Origin of the sequence: Burkholderia alba (assembly GCF_034721475.1) — a bacterium.
Classification (GTDB): Bacteria; Pseudomonadota; Gammaproteobacteria; order Burkholderiales; family Burkholderiaceae; genus Burkholderia; species Burkholderia alba.
Map to the genome: position 1 here is coordinate 1 of NZ_JAWJWL010000050.1, position 20,057 is coordinate 20,057.

At 58.2% G+C, this 20,057-nt stretch carries 17 protein-coding genes and 2 pseudogenes; 10 read left to right on the forward strand and 9 right to left on the reverse strand.

Annotated features, from left to right (window positions below; all coding sequences use genetic code 11):
• Window positions 1-204: 204 nt before the first annotated feature.
• Genes RZR99_RS30405 through RZR99_RS30415 form a run of 3 tightly spaced genes read left to right on the forward strand, consistent with a single transcriptional unit; the run spans window position 205 to window position 2,152 of the window.
• The gene (locus tag RZR99_RS30405) at window positions 205-810 is read left to right on the forward strand and encodes a DUF6875 domain-containing protein (protein WP_323123471.1); all 606 of its coding nucleotides are present in this window, start codon (window positions 205-207) and stop codon (window positions 808-810) included.
• Entirely contained in the window at window positions 807-1,538 is a 732-nt protein-coding gene (locus tag RZR99_RS30410) for an oxygen-binding di-iron domain-containing protein (protein ID WP_323123472.1), read from the forward strand. The genes RZR99_RS30405 and RZR99_RS30410 overlap by 4 nt, the downstream gene beginning before the upstream one ends.
• Window positions 1,535-2,152, forward strand: a complete 618-nt coding sequence (locus tag RZR99_RS30415; RefSeq protein WP_323123473.1) for a LysE family translocator — start codon at window positions 1,535-1,537, stop codon at window positions 2,150-2,152. Before RZR99_RS30410 ends, RZR99_RS30415 begins: the two co-directional genes overlap by 4 nt.
• Before the next feature lie 139 nt (window positions 2,153-2,291).
• On the opposite strand, the gene RZR99_RS30420 is transcribed toward RZR99_RS30415, so the two are convergent.
• Both RZR99_RS30420 and RZR99_RS30425 read right to left on the reverse strand, forming a co-directional pair.
• Window positions 2,292-4,277 (reverse strand): S8 family peptidase, encoded by a 1,986-nt coding sequence (locus RZR99_RS30420; protein ID WP_407655535.1) that lies wholly within the window; start codon window positions 4,275-4,277, stop codon window positions 2,292-2,294.
• Between the two features lie 629 nt (window positions 4,278-4,906).
• Window positions 4,907-5,368 (reverse strand): annotated as a pseudogene (locus RZR99_RS30425) (IS66 family transposase); the annotation flags it as partial.
• A 168-nt stretch (window positions 5,369-5,536) separates the two neighbouring features.
• On the opposite strand from RZR99_RS30425, the gene RZR99_RS30430 reads away from it, so the two are divergent.
• Window positions 5,537-6,142, forward strand: a complete 606-nt coding sequence (locus RZR99_RS30430; protein WP_323123475.1) for a flavin reductase family protein — start codon at window positions 5,537-5,539, stop codon at window positions 6,140-6,142.
• Window positions 6,143-6,344: 202 nt separating this feature from the next.
• Here RZR99_RS30430 and RZR99_RS30435 read toward each other — a convergent pair whose 3' ends face one another.
• Window positions 6,345-7,193: an IS3 family transposase gene (locus RZR99_RS30435; RefSeq protein ID WP_407655532.1), complete on the reverse strand. Its 849-nt coding sequence runs from the start codon at window positions 7,191-7,193 to the stop codon at window positions 6,345-6,347.
• 128 nt (window positions 7,194-7,321) lie between these two features.
• Complete coding sequence (locus RZR99_RS33450; protein WP_407655533.1) at window positions 7,322-7,495, reverse strand: transposase; 174 nt, start codon at window positions 7,493-7,495, stop codon at window positions 7,322-7,324.
• A gap of 237 nt (window positions 7,496-7,732) precedes the next feature.
• Here RZR99_RS33450 and RZR99_RS30440 point away from each other — a divergent pair, with 237 nt between their 5' ends.
• Window positions 7,733-8,614 carry a crotonase/enoyl-CoA hydratase family protein gene (locus RZR99_RS30440; protein ID WP_323123476.1) on the forward strand — a complete coding sequence of 294 codons (882 nt, stop codon included), beginning with the start codon at window positions 7,733-7,735 and terminating at the stop codon, window positions 8,612-8,614.
• Between the two features lie 37 nt (window positions 8,615-8,651).
• On the opposite strand, the gene pdeR is transcribed toward RZR99_RS30440, so the two are convergent.
• Entirely contained in the window at window positions 8,652-10,655 is a 2,004-nt protein-coding gene (gene pdeR, locus RZR99_RS30445; RefSeq protein WP_323123477.1) for a cyclic di-GMP phosphodiesterase, read from the reverse strand.
• Between the two features lie 1,103 nt (window positions 10,656-11,758).
• Here pdeR and RZR99_RS30450 point away from each other — a divergent pair.
• Together RZR99_RS30450 and RZR99_RS33455 are read left to right on the forward strand one after the other, a co-directional pair.
• On the forward strand, window positions 11,759-13,180 hold the full coding sequence (locus tag RZR99_RS30450) for a sigma-54 dependent transcriptional regulator (protein ID WP_323123478.1): 1,422 nt from the start codon (window positions 11,759-11,761) through the stop codon (window positions 13,178-13,180).
• A gap of 197 nt (window positions 13,181-13,377) precedes the next feature.
• The gene (locus tag RZR99_RS33455) at window positions 13,378-13,797 is read left to right on the forward strand and encodes a transposase (protein ID WP_407655534.1); all 420 of its coding nucleotides are present in this window, start codon (window positions 13,378-13,380) and stop codon (window positions 13,795-13,797) included.
• A 195-nt stretch (window positions 13,798-13,992) separates the two neighbouring features.
• Here RZR99_RS33455 and RZR99_RS30465 read toward each other — a convergent pair whose 3' ends face one another.
• The gene (locus RZR99_RS30465; protein WP_323123479.1) at window positions 13,993-14,451 is read right to left on the reverse strand and encodes a hypothetical protein; all 459 of its coding nucleotides are present in this window, start codon (window positions 14,449-14,451) and stop codon (window positions 13,993-13,995) included.
• Between the two features lie 259 nt (window positions 14,452-14,710).
• Here RZR99_RS30465 and RZR99_RS30470 point away from each other — a divergent pair, with 259 nt between their 5' ends.
• On the forward strand, window positions 14,711-14,896 hold the full coding sequence (locus RZR99_RS30470; protein WP_323123480.1) for a hypothetical protein: 186 nt from the start codon (window positions 14,711-14,713) through the stop codon (window positions 14,894-14,896).
• 21 nt (window positions 14,897-14,917) lie between these two features.
• On the opposite strand, the gene RZR99_RS30475 is transcribed toward RZR99_RS30470, so the two are convergent.
• Window positions 14,918-15,082 (reverse strand): hypothetical protein, encoded by a 165-nt coding sequence (locus RZR99_RS30475; protein ID WP_323123481.1) that lies wholly within the window; start codon window positions 15,080-15,082, stop codon window positions 14,918-14,920.
• 204 nt (window positions 15,083-15,286) lie between these two features.
• Between RZR99_RS30475 and RZR99_RS30480 the strand changes: the two genes are divergently transcribed.
• Window positions 15,287-15,568, forward strand: coding sequence for a hypothetical protein (locus RZR99_RS30480; RefSeq protein WP_323123482.1), 282 nt, complete (start codon window positions 15,287-15,289; stop codon window positions 15,566-15,568).
• A gap of 173 nt (window positions 15,569-15,741) precedes the next feature.
• Here RZR99_RS30480 and RZR99_RS30485 read toward each other — a convergent pair whose 3' ends face one another.
• Window positions 15,742-17,181: a family 43 glycosylhydrolase gene (locus tag RZR99_RS30485; protein ID WP_323123483.1), complete on the reverse strand. Its 1,440-nt coding sequence runs from the start codon at window positions 17,179-17,181 to the stop codon at window positions 15,742-15,744.
• A 422-nt stretch (window positions 17,182-17,603) separates the two neighbouring features.
• Between RZR99_RS30485 and RZR99_RS30490 the strand changes: the two are divergent.
• Window positions 17,604-17,789: pseudogene (locus tag RZR99_RS30490) on the forward strand (IS6 family transposase); the annotation flags it as partial.
• Window positions 17,790-18,035: 246 nt separating this feature from the next.
• On the opposite strand, the gene RZR99_RS30495 reads toward RZR99_RS30490, so the two are convergent.
• A complete protein-coding gene (locus RZR99_RS30495) occupies window positions 18,036-19,655 on the reverse strand; it encodes a ricin-type beta-trefoil lectin domain protein (protein ID WP_323123484.1) in 1,620 nt (539 codons plus the stop codon).
• Between the last annotated feature and the right edge of the window lie 402 nt (window positions 19,656-20,057).

Consider the following 20,057-nt stretch of genomic DNA (forward strand, 5'->3'; position numbering starts at 1 on the left):
ACGACCTCCTGGTTCAGGGTCAAGTTTGCCGCAAAACTCGCACTCGGATTGGTCCAGAATTCCTAAAGCGGATCAATTCCGACGGCACGCAGAATTTGCGTGATCACGTGCTGTGCAGACACTGCCTCAGAAAGTCATAGAACGAACCGACGGTTATTTGCCTGCTCGCTAATATCTAACACTGGCGATTTCATGGAGATAATCGTGGCATGGCAATCACCGGACCTTCACATCATGTCGTTCGAGGCAGCGGATGCGTGCCCGAAGCTTCATCTGGCAACCCAATGGATCAGGACATTTTTGTGCGCGCCACATCCCGACATAGGGCGGGACGGCGATGTCTGTCCGTTCACCCGAGTCGCAATCTCGAAGGATTCGTTCGAATTTGTGCGGAACATGTCGCAGACGCCCGAGGCATTCATGGACGAAGCAGCCATGCATCTCGAGGATTTTGAGCGCTGCGGCGGGAAAACCGATATCTATCGATGCCGACTGATTGTACCTGTTGAACTTGACAGGGCGGCGGATGTGATTGAAACCACTCAAAGTTCGTTAAAGCCGCACTTTATTTCCCGTCATTTAATGATCGGCCAGTTTTATCCGGAATGTCAGGAAGGCGGGCTTTGGAAACCCGATTTTCGTCCGTTACAATGCCCGATACCGTTGATTGCGATTCGGAACATGGTGCCCACCGACGTCGCGTTCCTGTACGGCGACGTCGCCTACATGGCATCCTACCGGCGTCGATTCGGGGAGCGGGCTGAGCGGGCCATTCGTCAATACGAAGAAGCAAAGAAGGGATTGGAATGAGCGCCAGGATCGAGGAAATCCGCAGCGGGTTGTATCGCGCCACGACTTACGTTGAAAAATTAGGGTTGGGATTCAGCCAGTTCTTCGTTCGTGCCAATACGGAGGAGGTGCTGTGTATCGAGACTGGTATGCGTGCCAACTTTCCGCAGCTGACCCAAAGCCTGACGCAGGTCGACATTCTGCCGTCGATGATCAGCGGCATCGTGGTGCCTCATTTCGAAGCGGACGAGATGGGCGCTCTGCCTGAGTTCCTGAACGCCAACGCCCGGCTCACTGCTTATGGCCATCCGATCTGCACCCATGCGCTAGCGGATATCTTCAACGTCAACGCACGGCCACTGAAGGATCGCGTGCCAGCGGTCGTGTCGGGAGTGGAAATCCTCCCCATCTTTACGAAGCACGTCCATCAGTGGGATTCGCTCGTCGTTTATCTGCCCAAGTACAAAGCACTTCTATCGTCGGACATCTTCATGCGGTACGGCGACGATCCACCGGCGCACGACGATCCTCTGCCGGCAATAATCGAGTCCATCGAGCGATCGGGCTACCTGCCGTCGCTGGCGCATCTCGCTGCGGCGCTGGAGACCATCCGGACGCTCGACCTCGACCTCATCCTCCCGATGCATGGCCCGGCGATCGAACATGACATCCCCCGCCTCATCGCCGGATTGATCAACTATTGCCGCAGTGCGCGCGACGCCGAGCTGGCCGGGAGCGTGTCCCGGTGAGCTGGAAGCTGCTGGCGTCTTTCGCTGTGATGACGTTCTTCCTCAACCTAATGCCGGGTCCCGCGGTCATGCAGGTGGTCGGCCAGGCGATGACCAACGGATGGGCGCGCGCGCAGGCGGGCATCGTCGGGATCCTCGCGGGCAACCTGCTGTACTGTGCCGTTTCAGCCCTCGGCCTCAGTGCGATTCTGTTCGCGTCCCCCCAGCTATTTGCGGTCGTCAAATATGCTGGAACCGCGTATCTGGCCTGGCTGGCCGTCAAGATCCTGTTTGGCCGGCGGGGCGCGGCGGAGATCGCGGCGGGCCAGCGCGAGCCAGCGCGCCGACTGTTCGCGCGCGGTGCGCTGCTGGCGTTGTCGAATCCAAAATCGATGCTGTTTTTCTGCGCCATCCTGCCGACCTTCGCCGGCGGCACCCAGCATGTCACCCATGCCATCGCCCTGTTGGGCGCCACCGCAATCCTGATCGAGTACCCCGTCCTGCTCGGATACAGCATGGTGGCTTCGTTTGCCAGTCGCCTGACGGACAGACCGGGATTTACGCGAACGGTTAGCTATATCAGCGGACTGATGCTGCTGTCCGCCGCGATCTTCGTCGCGAGAATGTCAATCTGAACGGTCGGAGAGGCATTGTCACGCTGGCGATGGCGGGATTGTTGATTTGCACGGAATCCTGCCCCCCGGATCATGCTCGCATTCGGAGAGGCGCTACGGTTTCCGCAGCGCCTCTGCGGCCTATTCGGCAAACAGTCCGCTACTCGGTGACTGCACGATACGCCTTGTCCGCCTGGACGAAACCGGTCCCGCTCTCATTGTCGCGGCCCGGGGTGCCCATGTCCTGGGCGGTCTTGCGCAACGCGTCGTAGACTTTCGCGGGCGTGGCCTGGGGCGCGGCCTGGCGTAGCAGGGCCGCAACCGCCGCAAGGTGGGGAGCCGCCGCCGACGTACCGAAGAACTGTTGCGGATAGGCATGATAGTAGCGGCAACTCAGGTTGTAGACGCCGAATCCTTTCGCGCTGTCAGGCTCCCTGCTCCCGAAGAACACCGAGCTTGCGCCGTCGGGTCCGACGAGATCCGGCTTGTTGTCGAAGTACGCGCGACCGAAAGGGCGTCCATCGTTGTCGAGCACCATCAGGCCCCCGCCGTGCGACGAGAAATTCTCGAGCTTCGCGGCGGTCAGCGTCGAATCGCATTGCGGCGTATTCAGGTAGTCGGCTGCGCCCGCCGCGATCGCGTTCGGCGAGAGCGCATGACCATAGATGGACGCATCGGCGGTGCCGAAGCGATCGAGTACCACACTGCCGAACGTCAACAGGCGAACGCGCTGAGGCGCCGGACCGTCAAGCAACAGGATGCGCAAGGTCGCAGCGGACTCGCTGCCGATCAACCGGCTGCGCACAATGGCTTGTTGCCCGATGATCGAGGCATCCGTGCACGAAGGAAAGGTTCGCCCCTGGTACGTGACCTTGAGCGGCTTGCCGTTGCGATCGCCCAGGCATAGCTGGAGCGAACTGGCGCTGTTGTCGATCGGTTGATCCCAATACAGGCTGAAATTGAACGGCCACAACGGCGCGTCGGAGAACTTCTCGACGGAATGAATGGGGATGATGTAGAGCTTGGATTTCCCCGAAGGGTCGAAATCGAGTGGGCGGCCGGGCGTGCCGGTCCCGTTCGGGTCCGCCGACTGATCCGAGAATTGCGCCGAATTGTTCACGTAGTTGGTTTTCGCGGAACCCAGGGCGTCGTTGCCCGCCGCACTGAAATAGGCCACACCGCGGTTCTTGACGACATTGTCGATCGCCGCGCCGACTATTCCCGACTGAAAGGCCGGTTCATAGAAATAGCCAACGTCATCGACGATGACCTGCGCGCCTCCGCCCGCCACGCCCTGCATATTGGTCTGGTTCCTGGGCAGCGCCAGCGTTTCGATGCCCTGGGCAAAATCGGCCATGCCTTCATCTGCGGTGTAGAACGCAATGTTCGCACCGGGCGCGACGTCATGGACGATTTCCGCCATCGCGCGGCCTTCGTCTTCGGCATCGGAGCAATCGGAGGCGTCTTTCAGGATTCGGATCCTGCCGTTGCCGGGAAGGTCGCCTGTCGCAATGTCGTCCTCCATGGTGTCCTGGTGGCCGAATTTCGCGACGTAATCCGCATCCTGGTTGAGCTGCCTGTTGCAGTTGAACGAGTCAGACAGGATCCCGACCGTAATGCCCTTCCCGTCCAGCTTGTTCCCTTGCTTGCCGAGCGCCTGCCGGAGCGAGCGGCTCAGTTGAGCGTAATCTCCCTGTCCCTGGACGGAACCCGAGCGAGTGGTCCGGGCGACTTTGTTGATGCGTCTGATGTCCTCGATGGCGGCCGCCTGGTCGATTTTCGAGACAGGAAGGCGGCCGCTGATGTAGTTGCCGTAGACCGCGGCGGTCTTGAACCCGAGGCGCTCGAGCTGGACCACGGTCTGCTGCACGTTTTGGCGGGCGATCACGTCAACGCTGACGTATTGTTCCGCTTGCGGCGCCGAACTACCGGCGCTCCTCGCCCCCTGAGTGCGTTGCAACGACGCACTCAGGTTCGTCAAGACCGGATCGAGCTTGGCGGTATTGTTCTGGATGCGTTCCTTGACCGATTGCCCTGACGGCATGGATTCCAGCGCTTGCGACAAGGTCGCGGAGGCCCCCGCGGCAGGGGGCGCGGACTGCGCGCTCGCGGTAATAGAAAGCGCACCCAACGAAGCAATTAGCATCGCGGTGGCGGTATTCGTATTGATTGGTTTCATAAATTGATATCCAAATCAAACTGCGTGATAGACACCGGCGGCGATGCGGATCCATTCGATGCCGCGCAAGTCGATCAAGCAGGTACAGTGGAATTTTCATCGAGAGTGATTGGAATGCACATCCGCACGAAAGCGCCGCCTCCATGCCAGAGCCTCAAATCGAAAGTGCGCAGTCACGTCACACGACCATGCAAGCAGCCGCCCTCCTCACCGTCTGCGAATGGCGATGTGAAATACGCGGCGTGTAATTGGATAGAACGATGAATGACTACGTGGATATGTTCATGATCGATGGCCCTGTTGTTTACTGAATTTGATAAACACGTAACGTATCGCAACGTGCGCGCGCCGGCTTCTTAAAATGTCCAGCTTGCGGTAAAATATAGTATGTAATTTTTAGTAATGGAACAAAAATATCGCCCGATGTGACTATTTTATTCAATTAAATCTTTCAAATATTCAATTAAGAGAAAACGAACATATTCCGGCGAGATCGAACAGGGATTGCCGAGGAAGACGAACAAAGGGTATGCGGTCCACGAACGACGCCCCTCAAAGAAAGTGGCGGAGTATGTGAGGTGTGGTAACGCCGCGGGTCAGCGGAGCTCAGCAGGCATTTTCCAGGGCAGCAGCGCGTCGTAATCGTCGACGGTCTTCACCGGGGGCCGACGCTGGAACAGTCAGGTGAGGTATCGGTACGGATCGATACCGTTGGCCTTCGCCGATTCGACCAAGGTATCAAGGTTCGTGCTCGCGTTTGCACCATCGACGGTGTCGGAGAACAACCAGCCGCGGCGCCCGACGCAGAACGGGCGAATCGCGTTTTCGCAGGGATTGTTCGAGATGGGCCAACTGCCGTTCTCGACGTAGCCGATCAACTTCGGCAATTGCGCGCGCAAGTAGGTCAGTCCCTTGCCGAGCAGGCTTTTCGGTACGACGCCGGGCGACTGCCCGAGCATCAGTGCGTGGATCGCGTCGGGCACACGTGCACGGTAGCGTCGTCGCAACCTCTATCGTCGTTCGGTCGTCCACGTCTCACTCCGAGATTCCGCGGCGAACTGGCGAACGACCGATGCAAACCCACCCCGGATGCGGTAGATTGATTTCTGCCGGTGCGGGGGGACGTCCCCCCCTCACCTTCACAGGGCGAGCGCGGCCTTGACGCGACTGCCTGTCTTTTCATCCCCGCGTCGATTGCCGAAACCGCCGCGAAACGCGAAGGCGCCATGAACGTGGTCGAACTGAAGCCCCGCAGCCTGTACTACGGTACGCCCGTTGCCCTCATCACCACCCGGAATGCAGACGGATCGGAAAACCTCACGCCGATGTCGTCGTCCTGGTCGCTGCGCAACCGGATCGTGCTCGGGATCGGCGCAGCATCCCAGGCGGTGGAGAATCTCCGCCGCTGTCCGGAACTGGCCGTCGGTTTGCCTGACGCGCCGCTGTGGCAGAGGGTCGAGGCGCTCTCGAGCCTGACCGGCTCGCGCCACGTGCCACAGCACAAGGCCGCGCAGTTCCGCTACGAGCCGGACAAGTGGCAGGCGGCTGGCCTGACGCGCGTCGATTCCCGGCATATCGGACCGGGCCGGATCGCCGAATGTCCGCTGCAGATGGAGGCGGTGGCGGAGCAACTTGTGACGGTCGATGACGAGCCGGAGGGGTTCGTGGTGGTCATTGCCCGGGTCGACGCGCTGTATGCGCACGAAAGCATCGTGAATGCCGACGGCAATGCCGTCGATCCGCAGCGCTGGTCTCCACTCATCTTCAGCTTCGGCGCATACCACCGCGTGGCGCCTGAACTGGGCCGAATGAGCCGGGCGGTTCGTCGCTGAGTGCACCGCCGTAGCGTAAAGCAAAGTATGCGGCCCACGAACGACGCCCCTCAAAGAAGGGGGGGTTGAGGCTCTCAAAATCCGCTAGCCGTGGCCACAAAATCCGCTAGCGGAAAAACACTGCAAGTTGTCGATATTACGGCAAATTCTATTCTTTATATATTCCGTCGGCGATGTAGCCTTTTGGCAACTCGTCGTGAGGCTAGCCCAATTTCCATCCCGGTCTTAATTGGAAAATTCCGACTCTTCGGGGTGGGCCGAATCGGCCCGATCGGTGCACTGGCGGCGAATTCTGCCGGCGGCATCCACTGCAGCGCAGAGTGAGGGCGCACCTCGTTATAGTACTCGCGCCAGACCTCAATTTGCGTCTGGCGCCCTCCAACGACAAGAACCCATGCGCGTTGAGGCATTCCTCCCGGAAGCGTCCGTTGAAAGATTCGTTCTTCGCATTGTCGGTCGGCTTACCAGGACGCGAGAAGTCAATCTCCACGCCATTCTCGTACGCCCATTTGTCGAGCGCCTTCGAAATGAATTCGCTGCCATTGTCTGCCTTGATATAACGGGGAAGCGGGCGATGCTGCGCAAGCCGGCTCAGCGCGGCGACAACGTGCTCGCCACGCAACGAGCCGTCGACTTCGATCGCCAGGCATTCTCGCGTGTAGTTGTCCACGATCGTGAGCGTGCGCAAGCGCCGACCATCAAACAGCGCGTCAGCGACGAAATCCATACTCCAGATCTCGTTGATGGCGCTCACTGACTGCTTGGGCTGTCGGCGACGGGCAGACTTGTTTTGACGGGGTCGCTTGTGGCGCAACGAAAGGCCCAGTTCGCGATACACGCGTTCTACCCGCTTAGGGTTATCTCTCCAGCCTTCCCGGCGAAGCATCACGTACACGCGGGGCGCACCGTAGTGCACCCGCACTTCCGTGATCTCCTTGATGCGCATCTCCAGTGCGCTTTGATCCCGCGCAACCGACTCGTAGCGGTAGACCGTGCGGGACAACGGCAACAACGCGCAGGTCTGCCTCTGGCTTGCGCCGAAACGCTGCATCAAGTCCGTGACCCGTTCACCGCGCCGAGAAGGCCTCAGAGCTTTTTTGAAAGCACATCCTGCAGCATGCCCTTGTCCAACGACAGATCGGCCACGAACCGCTTGAGCTTCGCATTCTCTTCCTCAAGCTACTTCAGCCGGCGCAGCTCCGAGGGCGACAGCCCGCCGTACTTCGTCCGCCAGTTGTAAAACGTCGCGTCGCTGATCCCCATCTTGCGGCAGACCCCCGCGACCGGCGTGCCCAGCTCGGCCTGCTTCAACGCGTATGCGATCTGCTCATCGGTGAACTTGCTCTTCTTCACGGCATGACCTCCGGGTCTCGATGACAACGTCATGCCGGAATTTTCCACTTTCAACTGGGTCAGTTTTATGGGCTAGGGTCACAGCCTCATGGGGTAAGCATTCAAGAGGTCATTCGCTTTAAACGACGCAATTTCCGCATCGTATCTCCGCTATGTCCAGTAGCTAACTAAACCGGTATCCGGTCTGATTTAGGCTCGTCATGCTGTACCTCATTAACTCCTGGAGGAATGACCAAAATGAATCTGGATAGTCATCAGGCTTGCCGCCCGTTTTCCGAGGCCGGAGATTTGTCGCAGATCTCTGCGTACTACGAAGAAGGGCGAAATATCATGTGGATGATGCTGCGTGCGCAGCCGCGTCCGTGTTTCAACCTCGAACTTGTCCACGACATCCTCGCGCTGGCGCATGCGGCGCGCGCAAGTGGCCAGCGGATCGACTTCTGGATCACTGGGTCACTGATCCCTGCGATATTTAATGTCGGCGGCGATCTCGATTTCTTCGTCGCCACTATCCGCTCCGGTGATCGTCATGCGTTGATGGCCTATGCACGCGCTTGCGTCGACTGTGTGCATGCTGCCTCCCGCGGTTTCGACACCGGTGCGATCTCCATCGCGCTGGTCGAGGGCTCAGCGCTGGGCGGTGGTTTCGAAGCTGCGCTCGCACATCACTTCATGCTTGCGCGGAGCGACGTGAAGATGGGCTTCCCCGAGATTGCGTTCAATCTGTTTCCCGGGATGGGGGGCTATTCGCTCGTCGCGCGTAAATCGGGAATGCGGCTCGCTGAGGATTTGATTTGCGTCGGTGAGTCCCACACGGCCGAATGGTATGCGAGACAGGGACTCGTCGATCATCTGTTCGAGACGGGTGATGGTTACTTAGCCACGCGTACCTTCATCGATACCCTCAGGCCGAAGTTAAACGGAATTCGCGCGATGGTGCGTGCCCGGCAGCGGGTATTGAGGCTAACCCGTGCCGAGCTGATGGAAATCACCGAGGACTGGGTGGAGTCGGCATTCACACTTGAGGAAAAAGACCTCGAGTACATGGAACGGCTTGTCGCGCTTCAAAATCGGCGCACGTCGAGCCTAATTGAGAAATCAACATCAAGCCTAACTTAATGTATTGCGCTGCGGTTCACGCCGCAGCGCAATACATTCAAGCGATCCGCCTGAGCTTGTACCGTTCGCGCATCCATTGCTCGAACGCCTCCGCCGGCATCGGTCTTGCGTACAGGTATCCTTGCAAGTACTCGACCCCCACGCTCTTCATAAAGATTTCGGCGGCCTTGCTCTCGATGCCTTCCGCAACAACCTCCAAATCGAGTTCGTGCGCGACTGCGGCCATCGATCGGACCAGCGCTTGCGCCTTATAGTCCGCGTCGATCGAAAACGCGAAACTGCGGTCAAGCTTGATTGCGTCGAGGGGAATCCGACCAAGCTGCGACAACGACGAATAGCCGGTGCCGAAATCGTCGAGATGCACCTGCGCTCCGAGTGCGCGAAATTGTTCGATCACGTTGATTGCTGCCGCTTCGTCCTCGATAAGACAACTCTCGGTAAGCTCGATGTCAAGCAGACACGTATCGGCTGCCGCGTGCCGCAATGCGTCCATGAACTGCGACACAATAGCCTTATCGGCAAGCTGCCGGGGGGACACATTGACCGCGATGCGCAGGTTCAGCCCGCGTGCGCGCCACTGCGAGGCCTGCGCCGCCGCTGTTTCCATCACCCATCGGCCGATCGGTCCGATCAATCCCGACTCCTCCGCATAACGAATGAATTCGGCAGGCATGATGAGCCCACGTTCCGGCGAATTCCAGCGGACTAGCGCCTCAACACCTTCGACGGTACCGTTCCTGAGCGACACCTTTGGCTGATAGTAAAGCGCCAACTGACCTTCATCGAGGCCGTGGCGCAGATTGGTGTCGAGCCAAATGTATTCAGAGACCTTGTGGTTCATTTCCGGCGAAAACACGCAATAGGTACGTTTCCCTTGATCCTTCGCGACGTACATCGCGGTATCGGCCGCACGAATCAGTGATTCGAGCGAGTCGCCGTGCTCGGGGTAAAGTGCGATACCGATCGAACAACCCGTATACACCTCGACAAACCCGACGCGGAATGGCGTGCGTAACCGCTCCAGGATACGCAGCGCGGTCGCCTCGAGGCTCGCCGGGCTCACCCCGCTGGCAAGCACGATGAACTCATCGCCGCCGAGCCGTGCTAGCACGTCGTCGCTATTGAGGCATGCGTGTATTGCGGTCGATACATCCTGAATCAGCCAATCGCCGAACACGTGTCCATAGTGATCGTTGATCTTCTTGAAATTGTCGAGATCGAGGAACAAGATGCCGATCGAGGTGCCTTCGGCTGCATCCGCGATCGCCGCTTGAATGCGAGCGTGGATGGCATTGCGGTTTGCTAGTCCCGTCAACGAATCCGTGTTGGCCAGCTCGATCAATCGAGCTTGTGCACGGCGCTCCTCCGTGATATCGGTGCCGGAGCAAATTAGAAACTGTTCGTCAATGCCGCTACCGCTGCGGACGAACTTATTGCGAAACAAGAAGAGCCGCTCGCCGTGTATCGTTTTGACGACCCGCTCGACTTCAGTCGACACGCCGCGATGATAAAAGCTTGCGATGTTCTGACTCGACGCCATCCCCTCGGTCGATGACATGAATAGCGTCCACACGTTGCGTCCAATCACGTCTTCTTCGCGCATGCCGGTCAGTTCTTCCGCCAGTCGGTTGAAGCGCTGGATGCGACCATCACGGTCGACGATCACGACCACCGAATTGACTTCGGACACCACTTGTTCGGCGAACGACAAGCCGTGCACTAAATCACGCGCGACCGATTCGGTGTCGTCGTAGTTAGATGCCGTCCCTGCCCAAATGTTGGCGCTTAGCTTTTTACCGACCAGATGCAGGCGCAATGAGACACCGGACAAGCGCGTGTCGATCACGAGATGAGACGTAATACCGGTGAGACGTCGGATCTGTGCAGCCTGGCTATCGGATAGCGCGATCGTGGCATCCGTTGGCTGAATTCCACACGCATGGGTTAGTTCAAGTGCGTTGCTATCACTGGAGAACCGCCAGTGAGGATTGGCGGTCCCGAAGCGGGTGTAAAGCACGTGATCGCGCGAGTCATCGTTCATGAATGTAATCGGATCCAGTGGTCCGTTAGGACAACACGACAAACGGTATGTAGGCGGGGGGGTGTCTTCCAGGCCATTTCCGATGATGCCCAATACACCGCGGGCGCGTTCCGCGCGCGGCCGGATGCCTGACGCTCCATGAAATTATCTGGCTCGATATCCTTGCGGACACGAGGATGTCCTTCGCGGCAGACGATGATTAATGCCCTACTTGTTTGCTGTTTCTCACCGCTTACTTTCTAATGCTTAAACAATACTACCAAGGGGCGATAGCGCGTTGTCAAAAATTGAAAAACGTCTCGAGCGAAAGATGGTTTTCGCTGCGGCACCGTCCAAATGCGAATTGGAGGAGGAGAAAGAAGCGCGAGGAATGAGGCGCGGTTGAGCGTAACGAAGGCTTCATAACCGTCGGGGTGCTGCCCGGGGAGAATGCGCGTCCGGTCCAATGTGATGTCCGCCCGCAGCCCCACTCGCCATGAAATACATGAGTCAATTCTTCCCCTCGTTCGCTGTTTCAATTATTCGGGTCAAATTCAATCAAGTCCGCGATAGTTCCCTGGATATCAGGGTACGGTTATTTGAGAAACGTGTATCGCTACCCACCCGTAACGACTTGAGTGACGAAAAGCATGTCCGGGATTCACCTGTTAGGTCTAACAGTTTTTATACCCCGGCGACATTTTTTACGCGCAAACTATGATTGGTCGCCACGTTAATCAAGTTGTATTTTTGGGTGTCGTGGAAAGAGGTATTTAGAAGAAATTTTCAAAATCAGTTGTGTTCTGAGTTGATAACGGGGCGCGCATGAATTGAAACTATCGCTAGCCGGCACAACAAATTCAGATTATTAGATGCATTGTTGATTAAAATTGTCAATAAATTTGCAACAATACTACCAAGCATTGAATGTGAAAAATGGCGGCGATCAGGTCGCTTGGAAGTAGCGTCTTATCATGCGATGAACATGTATCACATTTGAATCAATAAATATTATGGCAAGCGATCGCAAGCGTTTCTTTGGTCAAGCAGGTAATCGGTCAACTTGAATCTTCATCGTAATAATCTGTTTTTATAGGGCATTGCGTAACAAAGGGAGAGAATAAATGGCAATCGAAGTCAAGAATTGCTTGCCGGCACGAAAGTTGATTTACTGGACGCGCGATCCATCGACGCTGTTGCGCAAGGAGCTGGCACGTCGTGGATGGCAGGTGTCGGTGGTGACGGGCGCGAATCGGGTGTGGAACGTGACGGGCGAAGTCATGGGCGGCATTCTCGACCTGAGTGCGGTTTCGCCCGGCGAGTTGGAGAAGATGGCTGCGATATGCGCCACGCTGCGCAATGTCGCGTGGGTGGCGCTCATCGATTCGCGCCAAGCAGTCATATCGGAAGTGCAAGCACTGCTGCGCGACTGCTGCTTCGACTACATCACATTGCCAGTGCTGAACCAGCGGATCGCCGATACGGTCGGCCATGCGTATGGAATGGAATGTCTGTTCGCACCGGACTCGGTGTCCCTCGCGTCGGCCGAGCAGGGCATGATAGGCACTTGCGATGTGATGCTGCAGTTGTTCGACACTGTGCGGCGTGTCGCGCGCACCGACGCGCCGGTGCTGGTTTCCGGTGAAACAGGCACAGGCAAGGAGCTGACAGCCGCCGCGATCCATCACAATTCCGCGCGGCGCGCGGGTCCGTTTGTCGCCGTCAACTGCGGAGCAATTCCGCCGCACCTGCTGCAATCGGAATTGTTCGGCTATGAGCGCGGCGCGTTCACGGGCGCGAACACGCGCAAGATCGGCCACATTGAGTCGGCCAACGGCGGCACCTTGCTGCTCGACGAAATCGGCGATCTGCCGCTCGAGAGCCAGGCAAGCCTGTTGCGCTTTCTACAGGAACGCACGATCCATCGCTTGGGCGGCAGAGATTCCGTGCCGGTAGACGTGCGCATCGTGTCGGCGACCCACGTTGACTTGCACGGCGCAATGAACGAGGGGGGCTTCCGAGCCGACCTGTTTCACCGCTTGTGTGTGCTGCGCGTCGACCAGCCGCCGCTGCGTGCGCGGGGTAAGGATATCGAGGTACTCGCGCGGCACATGTTGGAGCGGTTCAAGGCGGATGCACGGTACCGAGTACGGGACTTCTCGACCGATGCGATCTCGGTGCTGTACAAGCATGGATGGCCCGGCAACGTGCGCGAGCTGATCAATCGCGTGCGCCGCGCATTGGTGATGGCGGAAGGTAGGCTGATCACTGCGCACGATCTCGAACTCGAGCATTGTATTGATACCGCACCGCTGTCGGTCACGGCGATCCGCAAGTCGATCGAGCGCGAGGTGATCGAGTCCGCGCTACTGCACAATGATGGACGTCTTGCCGGCACCGCGCGGGAGCTGGGTATTTCGCGCGCGACGCTGTATCGCTGGATGGAAGCCCATGGCATAGAGCGGCCGCGAAGCAGCGTCAAAGCCGGCGCGATGGATCCTTCAGCCGATCCGTATCGTTTTCGGCGGGATGAGGAAGCGGCATAACCTCATTCGTGTGCAGTGGCGGCGTGGGCCATGCGGTTCGTAGCTGAGGCAAGGCAGTCGGAATTCGGGGCCACACTGAAGCGCGTGGTTCCTCGCGCAACGTGTGTTTCGATGTAAGCGACTCGGCATGGCCGGTCCCCGTTTCTGATTTTGCTGGCACATGATGGGCGCGTTTAAATTGACGAAGGCCATCAGCCATGTCGAATGCAGGGGGGCGAGACCATCCCCGCCGCGCGTATGCGCGCGAATTCAAACAGCAGATGATCCGGGAGGCGTTGGAGCCCGGCACATCGGTGTCGATTGTCGCGCGCCGACACGACATCCATGCCAATGTCGTATTCGGATGGCTCAAGCAATATCGGGATGGCAAGCTGGACCTGCCGACCGTAGCGGCGGGACCGACAGCTGCAGCAAACATCGAGCTCCTGCCCGTCGACGTAATCGATTCGACATTGGCGCTGCGCTCGCTGCTGTCGGCAGCGGCATCGAAGGCGGCGACGCGTGACGTTCCCGCATCAACGCCGGGGGCGAGATCGAAGTGGAGATCGGCAAGCGCTGCGTGCGGATTCGTGGATTGTCTGCCGAGTACGCCGAAACGATCCTGCGAAATTGCCTGAAGTGATCGCGTTGCCGGCGGGCAAGCGCATCTGGCTCGCGGCCGGTGTGACCGAGATGAGATGTGGATTCCAGGGGCTGGCCGCGAAGGGGCATTGTCACGTTGGCGATGGCGGGCGGTTGGCTGCGGCGCGGCACAATTGCCTTTCGTGGTGACATGGCGGCTGTGAGCTCACTATGACGATGACGCCGCGATGTCACTCGCAGTGGTCGGCGGGCTTCAGACGCGGATATCCGCTCTGGCCGGAATCAATCACGTCGACACACTGTTGGGCAGAAACGTTCAGACCACTGTCGATGTCGCGCGTCGTCCCGTTCGATAGCTGGATGCGATAACGGTAAATCGGGGCGGTCTGCGTCTCGTTGCGCGATCCGAACAGACGCGATACATCGAAGCTGAGGCCCGCACCGAAGAAACCGCCAGACGAGGTATTCGGAAAACCGCCACTGCCACCGCCGCCTCCTACGCCGACCGTCGGGCCTGATGCCGAAGGTGCAATGGGCACATCCGTCAGATGCGTTTTGCCGACAATCCGACCGGCCGTGATGGTTGCGTCGACGGGTAACGAGACTTCCGAGGTAGGTAACGCCGAGCAGGCCACCATACTCAACGCCACGGCCATGATTGCGAAGGCCGCTTTATCGATTGTCATCATCCGTTCCCCCTCGAAACGTCCTTGAATCGGTTTGAGATTGATGTCGCCAGCGTTCGCAGGCGAGCCGATGCTGGTTCAGCAAGCGCGCGTAGTCGGCATCGAACGTCGGGCGTTCGTAGATCGACGGGGGGCGTCCGTTTGGCGAACCGGAGGCGGTGTCAACGACGCTAACGTCTGGCCGAGCCAGGGACTGGGTGCCTAGATAATAGCGGGGGCGCAGTCCGACTTCAACACCCCATCAATCAGGACGACAGACTACTTGACCTTGCTCGACCAATTTGAGCAAGACGGGTTTGATGTGCGTGAGGGGAAGGCCCATGCGGCGGGCGATCTGAAACGCCTCGTAGCCGATCAAGGGCTGCATGGCGCGGAGCAGGTCGGAGGCGAGACGGGACGAAATAGTCATGCGCGTGATGGTATCGGCGATGAGGGGCGGGGACGGTGAGCCAAAGCGGGGCGATTCGGTTTATGCCGGATCGTCCCGTTTGTCATGTGTGCCCGCCTTTGCCTGCTCGGCGGCAGCTTTTTCTGCCATCGATTTTCGGCTTTCCTCGAGCATTTTCCGGGCGAAGCTGGTGTCTGGCGCACCTCGTTTGGCATCAGCATTACCGCGCGCAATACGTTGTTGCATGGTGAGCAATCTCAGTTGCTCGGGCGTGAGGGTATCGGAAGTCAGCCAGTCATCAGGGAGCGTGGCGGGCGGTGTGGTCGGTGCGCGCAGACGCGAGGCGGGCGAAGTGGTGGCCAGGGACGGCGCTGGCGGGAGCGGAACCGAGGCGGTGGCCGGGCTGGGTTCGCGGTTTGGGGACAACGCAGCTGGGACACGGGAGACGGCATGCGGGCCGCGAACGGGGGCCATGCCGCGCTGTCGGCGAATGCGTTTGAGGGTGACGGCGAAGGTTTGGTAGGTGAAATACAGGCCGAGGGCGGCGAGTTCTTCAATGATGGCGGCATAGCGGACGCCGGCGCGGATGGCATTTTCGACGTGTTCGAAGAGATCGCAAAGCTGGGCGGCTTTGGGGCGATTAGAGGCGGAAGCGAGCGCGGAAAGGTGGTTGGAGGATTGACCGGGATTCGTAAAAAATCCGCCGCATATTTGACTAAGATACTGATTTAAAATAACAATATTAGTCGGATTGAGCGAAAAACCCGGGCCGCAGCAGGTAGTCGCTGAGCCTGGTTGATATGCCCATCACGCCAGGTTGCTCCAGCCATCCCAGCAGTCTGCCGCCCACACGCCATGCACTGATTCGCGTATAGCGGCGGCCCGTACGGGCCGCGTTCAGGACGTCAGTTGTTATCGAAGTAGATTTCCTCTATGTCGGGGCCGTAGCTCGTGTTCTGGTTGGCAATCGTCGCTTGCGACACTGAAATGGTATTCGACCCGGCCAGCGCGTTGAATGGGACCTTGACTGCCGTACCGTAGCTACCTGTCGGCGGGAAATCGACCATCGTGCTCGCGCCATTGATCGTGACCGTCCCGTAGCGCGGCGTGCTGTCGTTGTTGATATAACGGATATACAGCGTATGGTTACCCACCGTGGCCGTGGTGACGTTCGGGAACATCACGGTGCCGTTGCCGGGGCCACCCAGATAGCCGATTTTATTGCCCATGACAAAGCACTGTGCGGTGCACGAGCTGACCACGGCACCACCTGACAACGCCATACCCGGTGAATTTGCGCCGTAATGTGCCTGCGGTGGTGTGCTCGTCTGAAATTGCCCTGTCGTCAGGTTGACGCCGAACCCGTCATACCACTTCGGCACTGACACCGTCGTGCCGCTCACGGTCAGAGGCAGCCACACATACGAAGAACTTGACAGCACGCTAGGCGGGCCGGTCCAGCGGTCGCCGAGGTAAAGATAGGACGTGCCGGCGCTGCCGGTGATGGGCAGAACAAAGGCCGTTTGCGACGAGAAGGTGTTGGTTCCTGTTGGTGCGAATTTGCCGGCGTTCGTCCACGGGCCCGCAAGCGAAGTGGCTGTCCAGTAGATGTTGTCGTTCAGACTCCAGCCCGTCTGGAATGAGGTTAACAGGAAATAATTGCCGTTGGCCTTGAATAGGGCCGGTGCCTCAATGTGCAGCGGTTCGTTGGGACCGTCCACGGTTGCGATCAGCGACGTGACGCTCAGGTAATCGCTGCTGAGTTTATAAATCTGCACACCGACATTGCGTTGTTCGCCGACCAGATACGCCGATCCGTCAGTGCCCTGGAACAGTGTCATATCCAGGCTTGGATTGCCAAGCGGCCGGAAACTGCCTTTGTACGCATATGGGCCGCACGGCGTGCCGCTCGTCGCGACCCCCACCTTTTGCGCGCTATAGTTGGAGTTGTCGATATGCATGTACATCACGTACTGCTTGGTGCTCGCGTTGTAGATGATCTTCGGTCGCTCGACGATACTGCTTGAGGTCAAATCGCCCGAAGCTTGTAGCGCTAGCGCGGCACCTTGACGATGCCAAGTCTGCAAATCGGTCGAGGAGTAGCACGATAGCCCCTGAAAATAGCCGATACTGGTTTCATCAGTCTTGTTTTCACCGACCCAGTAAAAGGTATTGCCAACTTGAATCACGCCGGCGCCATGCGCTTGAATCGGATTGCCGGCATCGTCGACCCAAGGCAATACGGACGGATGGATCACGCCTTGCACGTCAGCCACCGCCGGCGGCGAGGCCAATACCACACCCGACAAACACGAGCCGGCAAGCAAGCTCCATAGGGATTTCATGCACATCAACATATTCAGTCTCCCAAGATGGATTTTCTTGTGGTGACGCAAGACCGCCACATGGCTTCGACCAAAGGTACGATCAACCCGATCAAACACGCAAGCGATCAGTCGGCACTCTAGATACTGGGATGCCGCGCGCAACTCCATGTATTTTTGGATATGGAATTGTTAAAGATCATAAATTGCTTCATAAAGGATTTGTATCGCTAACTTCTATTATCGATAGGGGTATATTTCCCGGCGAAACTGCCATCTCGCAAAACGTGTCACACCTGACCGTCACGCAGTCGCCATCCCGTTGCCTATAATCATCGCGCCCGATCCGGACGCCCACTGAGGTTTGACGCCCATTCCGCCTGACTGACCCGGACCGGAAAGCGATCGCGTCTAGGCCCTACGTCTAGAAATCCTTTGTGCCGCTGCGCGAATTTCGAGATCCGCAGCGCACGCAGGTATTCTTGTCGTGCGTCGGCCCCATTCGGCAACACTTCGCGCTCAAACGTCATGTGCTACGCGCGTCGCGCTATCGCAAGCAGCTCGCGACGCGCTTCGAAACCTGGCGACTTCTCACCGGCATGACCCAAGATCCGTCTTTCGCCGCCTGAGCAACCGGCTGAACACTACAGGTTTATCCCGCCATCGCCAACGTGACTATGCCCCGACATCGGCCCCTCNGCTATCGCAAGCAGCTCGCGACGCGCTTCGAAACCTGGCGACTTCTCACCGGCATGACCCAAGATCCGTCTTTCGCCGCCTGAGCAACCGGCTGAACACTACAGGTTTATCCCGCCATCGCCAACGTGACTATGCCCCGACATCGGCCCCTCACGGGGGTGTGGTGAACTAGCCTCTTAGCGGCGCGACCAAATCTGGTTGCTGTTTCCGCTACAGCCATATGCAATGACTGGCGTGTTATTAGGAGAAGTTCCGCCGCCAGATACATCCAGGCACATGTTCGACAGGACACCCTTGTATTTACCGTCGTAAATTCGGTCGAATTGTTGATGCTTGCTTAAGTCACACGTAGAAATCTGAACCGCCGTAGTGGCAACGGCCCCGATGGGAATGTCGACGCACATACTGGGGTTAGAACCGAGCTGGAGTTGATTGATCGAGGTACTGACAAATTGCTGGGTCGCACCACCAGTGCAATCGGAAATAATCAACTTGGTTCCGCTTGTGGTACTGCCGCCAGATAAATCCAGGCAGCGCCCTGAGGCCTTGCTGACAAGTTCGGTCGCCCCCGCCACCGGTGGGGTGGTCGACGTGACCCGATACATGACCAGTCCATGGCTGGGAACGGTTGCTCCAATCGGACCGACGGTACCGGAACTCACCCCTGTGTACAGATTTTTCAGCGTCGCGCTGCCCAGGGGCAAGCCAATCGCCTGCAGCGTCGTGCTGATTGTCATCGATGCGCTGCTAGTATTGAGCAATGCCACAGCGCGGTCCCCGTTCGCCAGGGGCCGACTCAAGACGACCGTATTGCCCGTGCTGCCGACAGCAGTGCTGCTGACAATGGTGGCCGGGATGCCCAGCGGGTCCTGATCAACGGCAATCACGTCGCGATTGGACAGCGTGGTCGCCGTCGTGCTATCCATCGAGCGCAAATCGTTGCCGGCGATCAACGGCGCGGCCAGCATCGCCCAGAGTCCGAAATGAGTCCTATATTCGGTGGCCGTCATCCCACCGTTACCGACCTCAAGCATATCCGGATCGTTCCACTTCCCCGGGCCAGCAGCCGGTTGCAAGGAGACCGCTGCCTGATAGTTACCGATCATGCTGGACCAAGAGTCACTGATATCGCCTGAAGTGCGCCAAAGATTCGCCACCGCCCCCGCCCAGGACGGGAAATTGAGTGCGCCCGTCGAACAGCATGAAGACAAGCTATATCCAATAGGCCGCGATTGCTTTTGTAATTCGTTACTCATCCTTGTGAACAAGAGTTGCCCCAGCTGCCCTTCTGTCAAACCTGGATTATCTGCCCACATCTGGGGAGACTGAGTGGTGCCGGTCTGACACCAATCGTATTTCAAGTAGTCGACTCCCCATGCGGAAAACGTAGCAGCATCGCCGGCTTCGTGTCCGTAGCTCCCCGGCTTGAGCTGACAGGTAGCCTGAGTCGGCGATTCATACAAACCGAACTTCAATCCCTTGGCATGTACATAAGCTGCAAGCGCCTGCATGCCACTCGGGAAACGAATCGGATCAGCCTGCAGATTTCCGGTGGCGTCGCGCTGAGAGGCCATCCAACAATCATCGACGATGACATAGTTATATCCCGATGCGGCCAGCCCTCCTGGTGCCGCCATCGCGTCGGCGATGCCCCTAACGACGGTCTCATTGACGCTCGTGTTGGTACATCCAGGGTTACCAAATTTATTCCAGCTATTCCACCCCATTGGTGGAGTACGAGCCACACCGTTATCAAGTGCGAATGCACTGTAGTGCAAACACACTAATGCTGTCATCACTATAATCTTCAGTAATGCCAATCTATTTTTCATAGTTCCCACCCAACGATGCTTCAGTCTGTTTTTATGAATTCCAAGTCCCTGATGCGGACTAGTCTCCACATACCCCGTCCACAGTATTAACTGTGATTAAGGAAGTCAATTTCCCGTGGATCTTCCCAAATAGTGTTTCCGGCGACGTCAGCCCCAAGTTGCGTGGTCGAGGCGATTGAATCGGCCCGGGTCTTTCGGGGCACGATGGTGCGGACAAAGGTTGGACTACCAGGAGGTAGCCCATGTACTCGTACGAAGACCGCGTTTAGGCGGTTCGGCTGTTGGGGGATGCCCCTATGTGTTTCGTCAAGCGTTAGGGGCTGACTTGGGTTGGTAAATGGTGCCGTCGCGCAGCATGGCGAACAG

Bases quoted from the DNA above. Each gene is read 5' to 3' on its own strand.
- RZR99_RS30410 (WP_323123472.1), top strand. From the start codon at position 807: ATGAGCGCCAGGATCGAGGAAATCCGCAGCGGGTTGTATCGCGCCACG.
- RZR99_RS30420 (WP_407655535.1), bottom strand. From the start codon at position 4,277: ATGCTAATTGCTTCGTTGGGTGCGCTTTCTATTACCGCGAGCGCGCAG.
- RZR99_RS30430 (WP_323123475.1), top strand. From the start codon at position 5,537: ATGAACGTGGTCGAACTGAAGCCCCGCAGCCTGTACTACGGTACGCCC.
- RZR99_RS30435 (WP_407655532.1), bottom strand. From the start codon at position 7,193: ATGCAGCGTTTCGGCGCAAGCCAGAGGCAGACCTGCGCGTTGTTGCCG.
- RZR99_RS30440 (WP_323123476.1), top strand. From the start codon at position 7,733: ATGAATCTGGATAGTCATCAGGCTTGCCGCCCGTTTTCCGAGGCCGGA.
- pdeR (WP_323123477.1), bottom strand. From the start codon at position 10,655: ATGAACGATGACTCGCGCGATCACGTGCTTTACACCCGCTTCGGGACC.
- RZR99_RS30450 (WP_323123478.1), top strand. From the start codon at position 11,759: ATGGCAATCGAAGTCAAGAATTGCTTGCCGGCACGAAAGTTGATTTAC.
- RZR99_RS33455 (WP_407655534.1), top strand. From the start codon at position 13,378: ATGTCGAATGCAGGGGGGCGAGACCATCCCCGCCGCGCGTATGCGCGC.
- RZR99_RS30465 (WP_323123479.1), bottom strand. From the start codon at position 14,451: ATGATGACAATCGATAAAGCGGCCTTCGCAATCATGGCCGTGGCGTTG.
- RZR99_RS30475 (WP_323123481.1), bottom strand. From the start codon at position 15,082: ATGCAACAACGTATTGCGCGCGGTAATGCTGATGCCAAACGAGGTGCG.
- RZR99_RS30480 (WP_323123482.1), top strand. From the start codon at position 15,287: ATGCGGGCCGCGAACGGGGGCCATGCCGCGCTGTCGGCGAATGCGTTT.
- RZR99_RS30485 (WP_323123483.1), bottom strand. From the start codon at position 17,181: ATGAAATCCCTATGGAGCTTGCTTGCCGGCTCGTGTTTGTCGGGTGTG.
- RZR99_RS30495 (WP_323123484.1), bottom strand. From the start codon at position 19,655: ATGACAGCATTAGTGTGTTTGCACTACAGTGCATTCGCACTTGATAAC.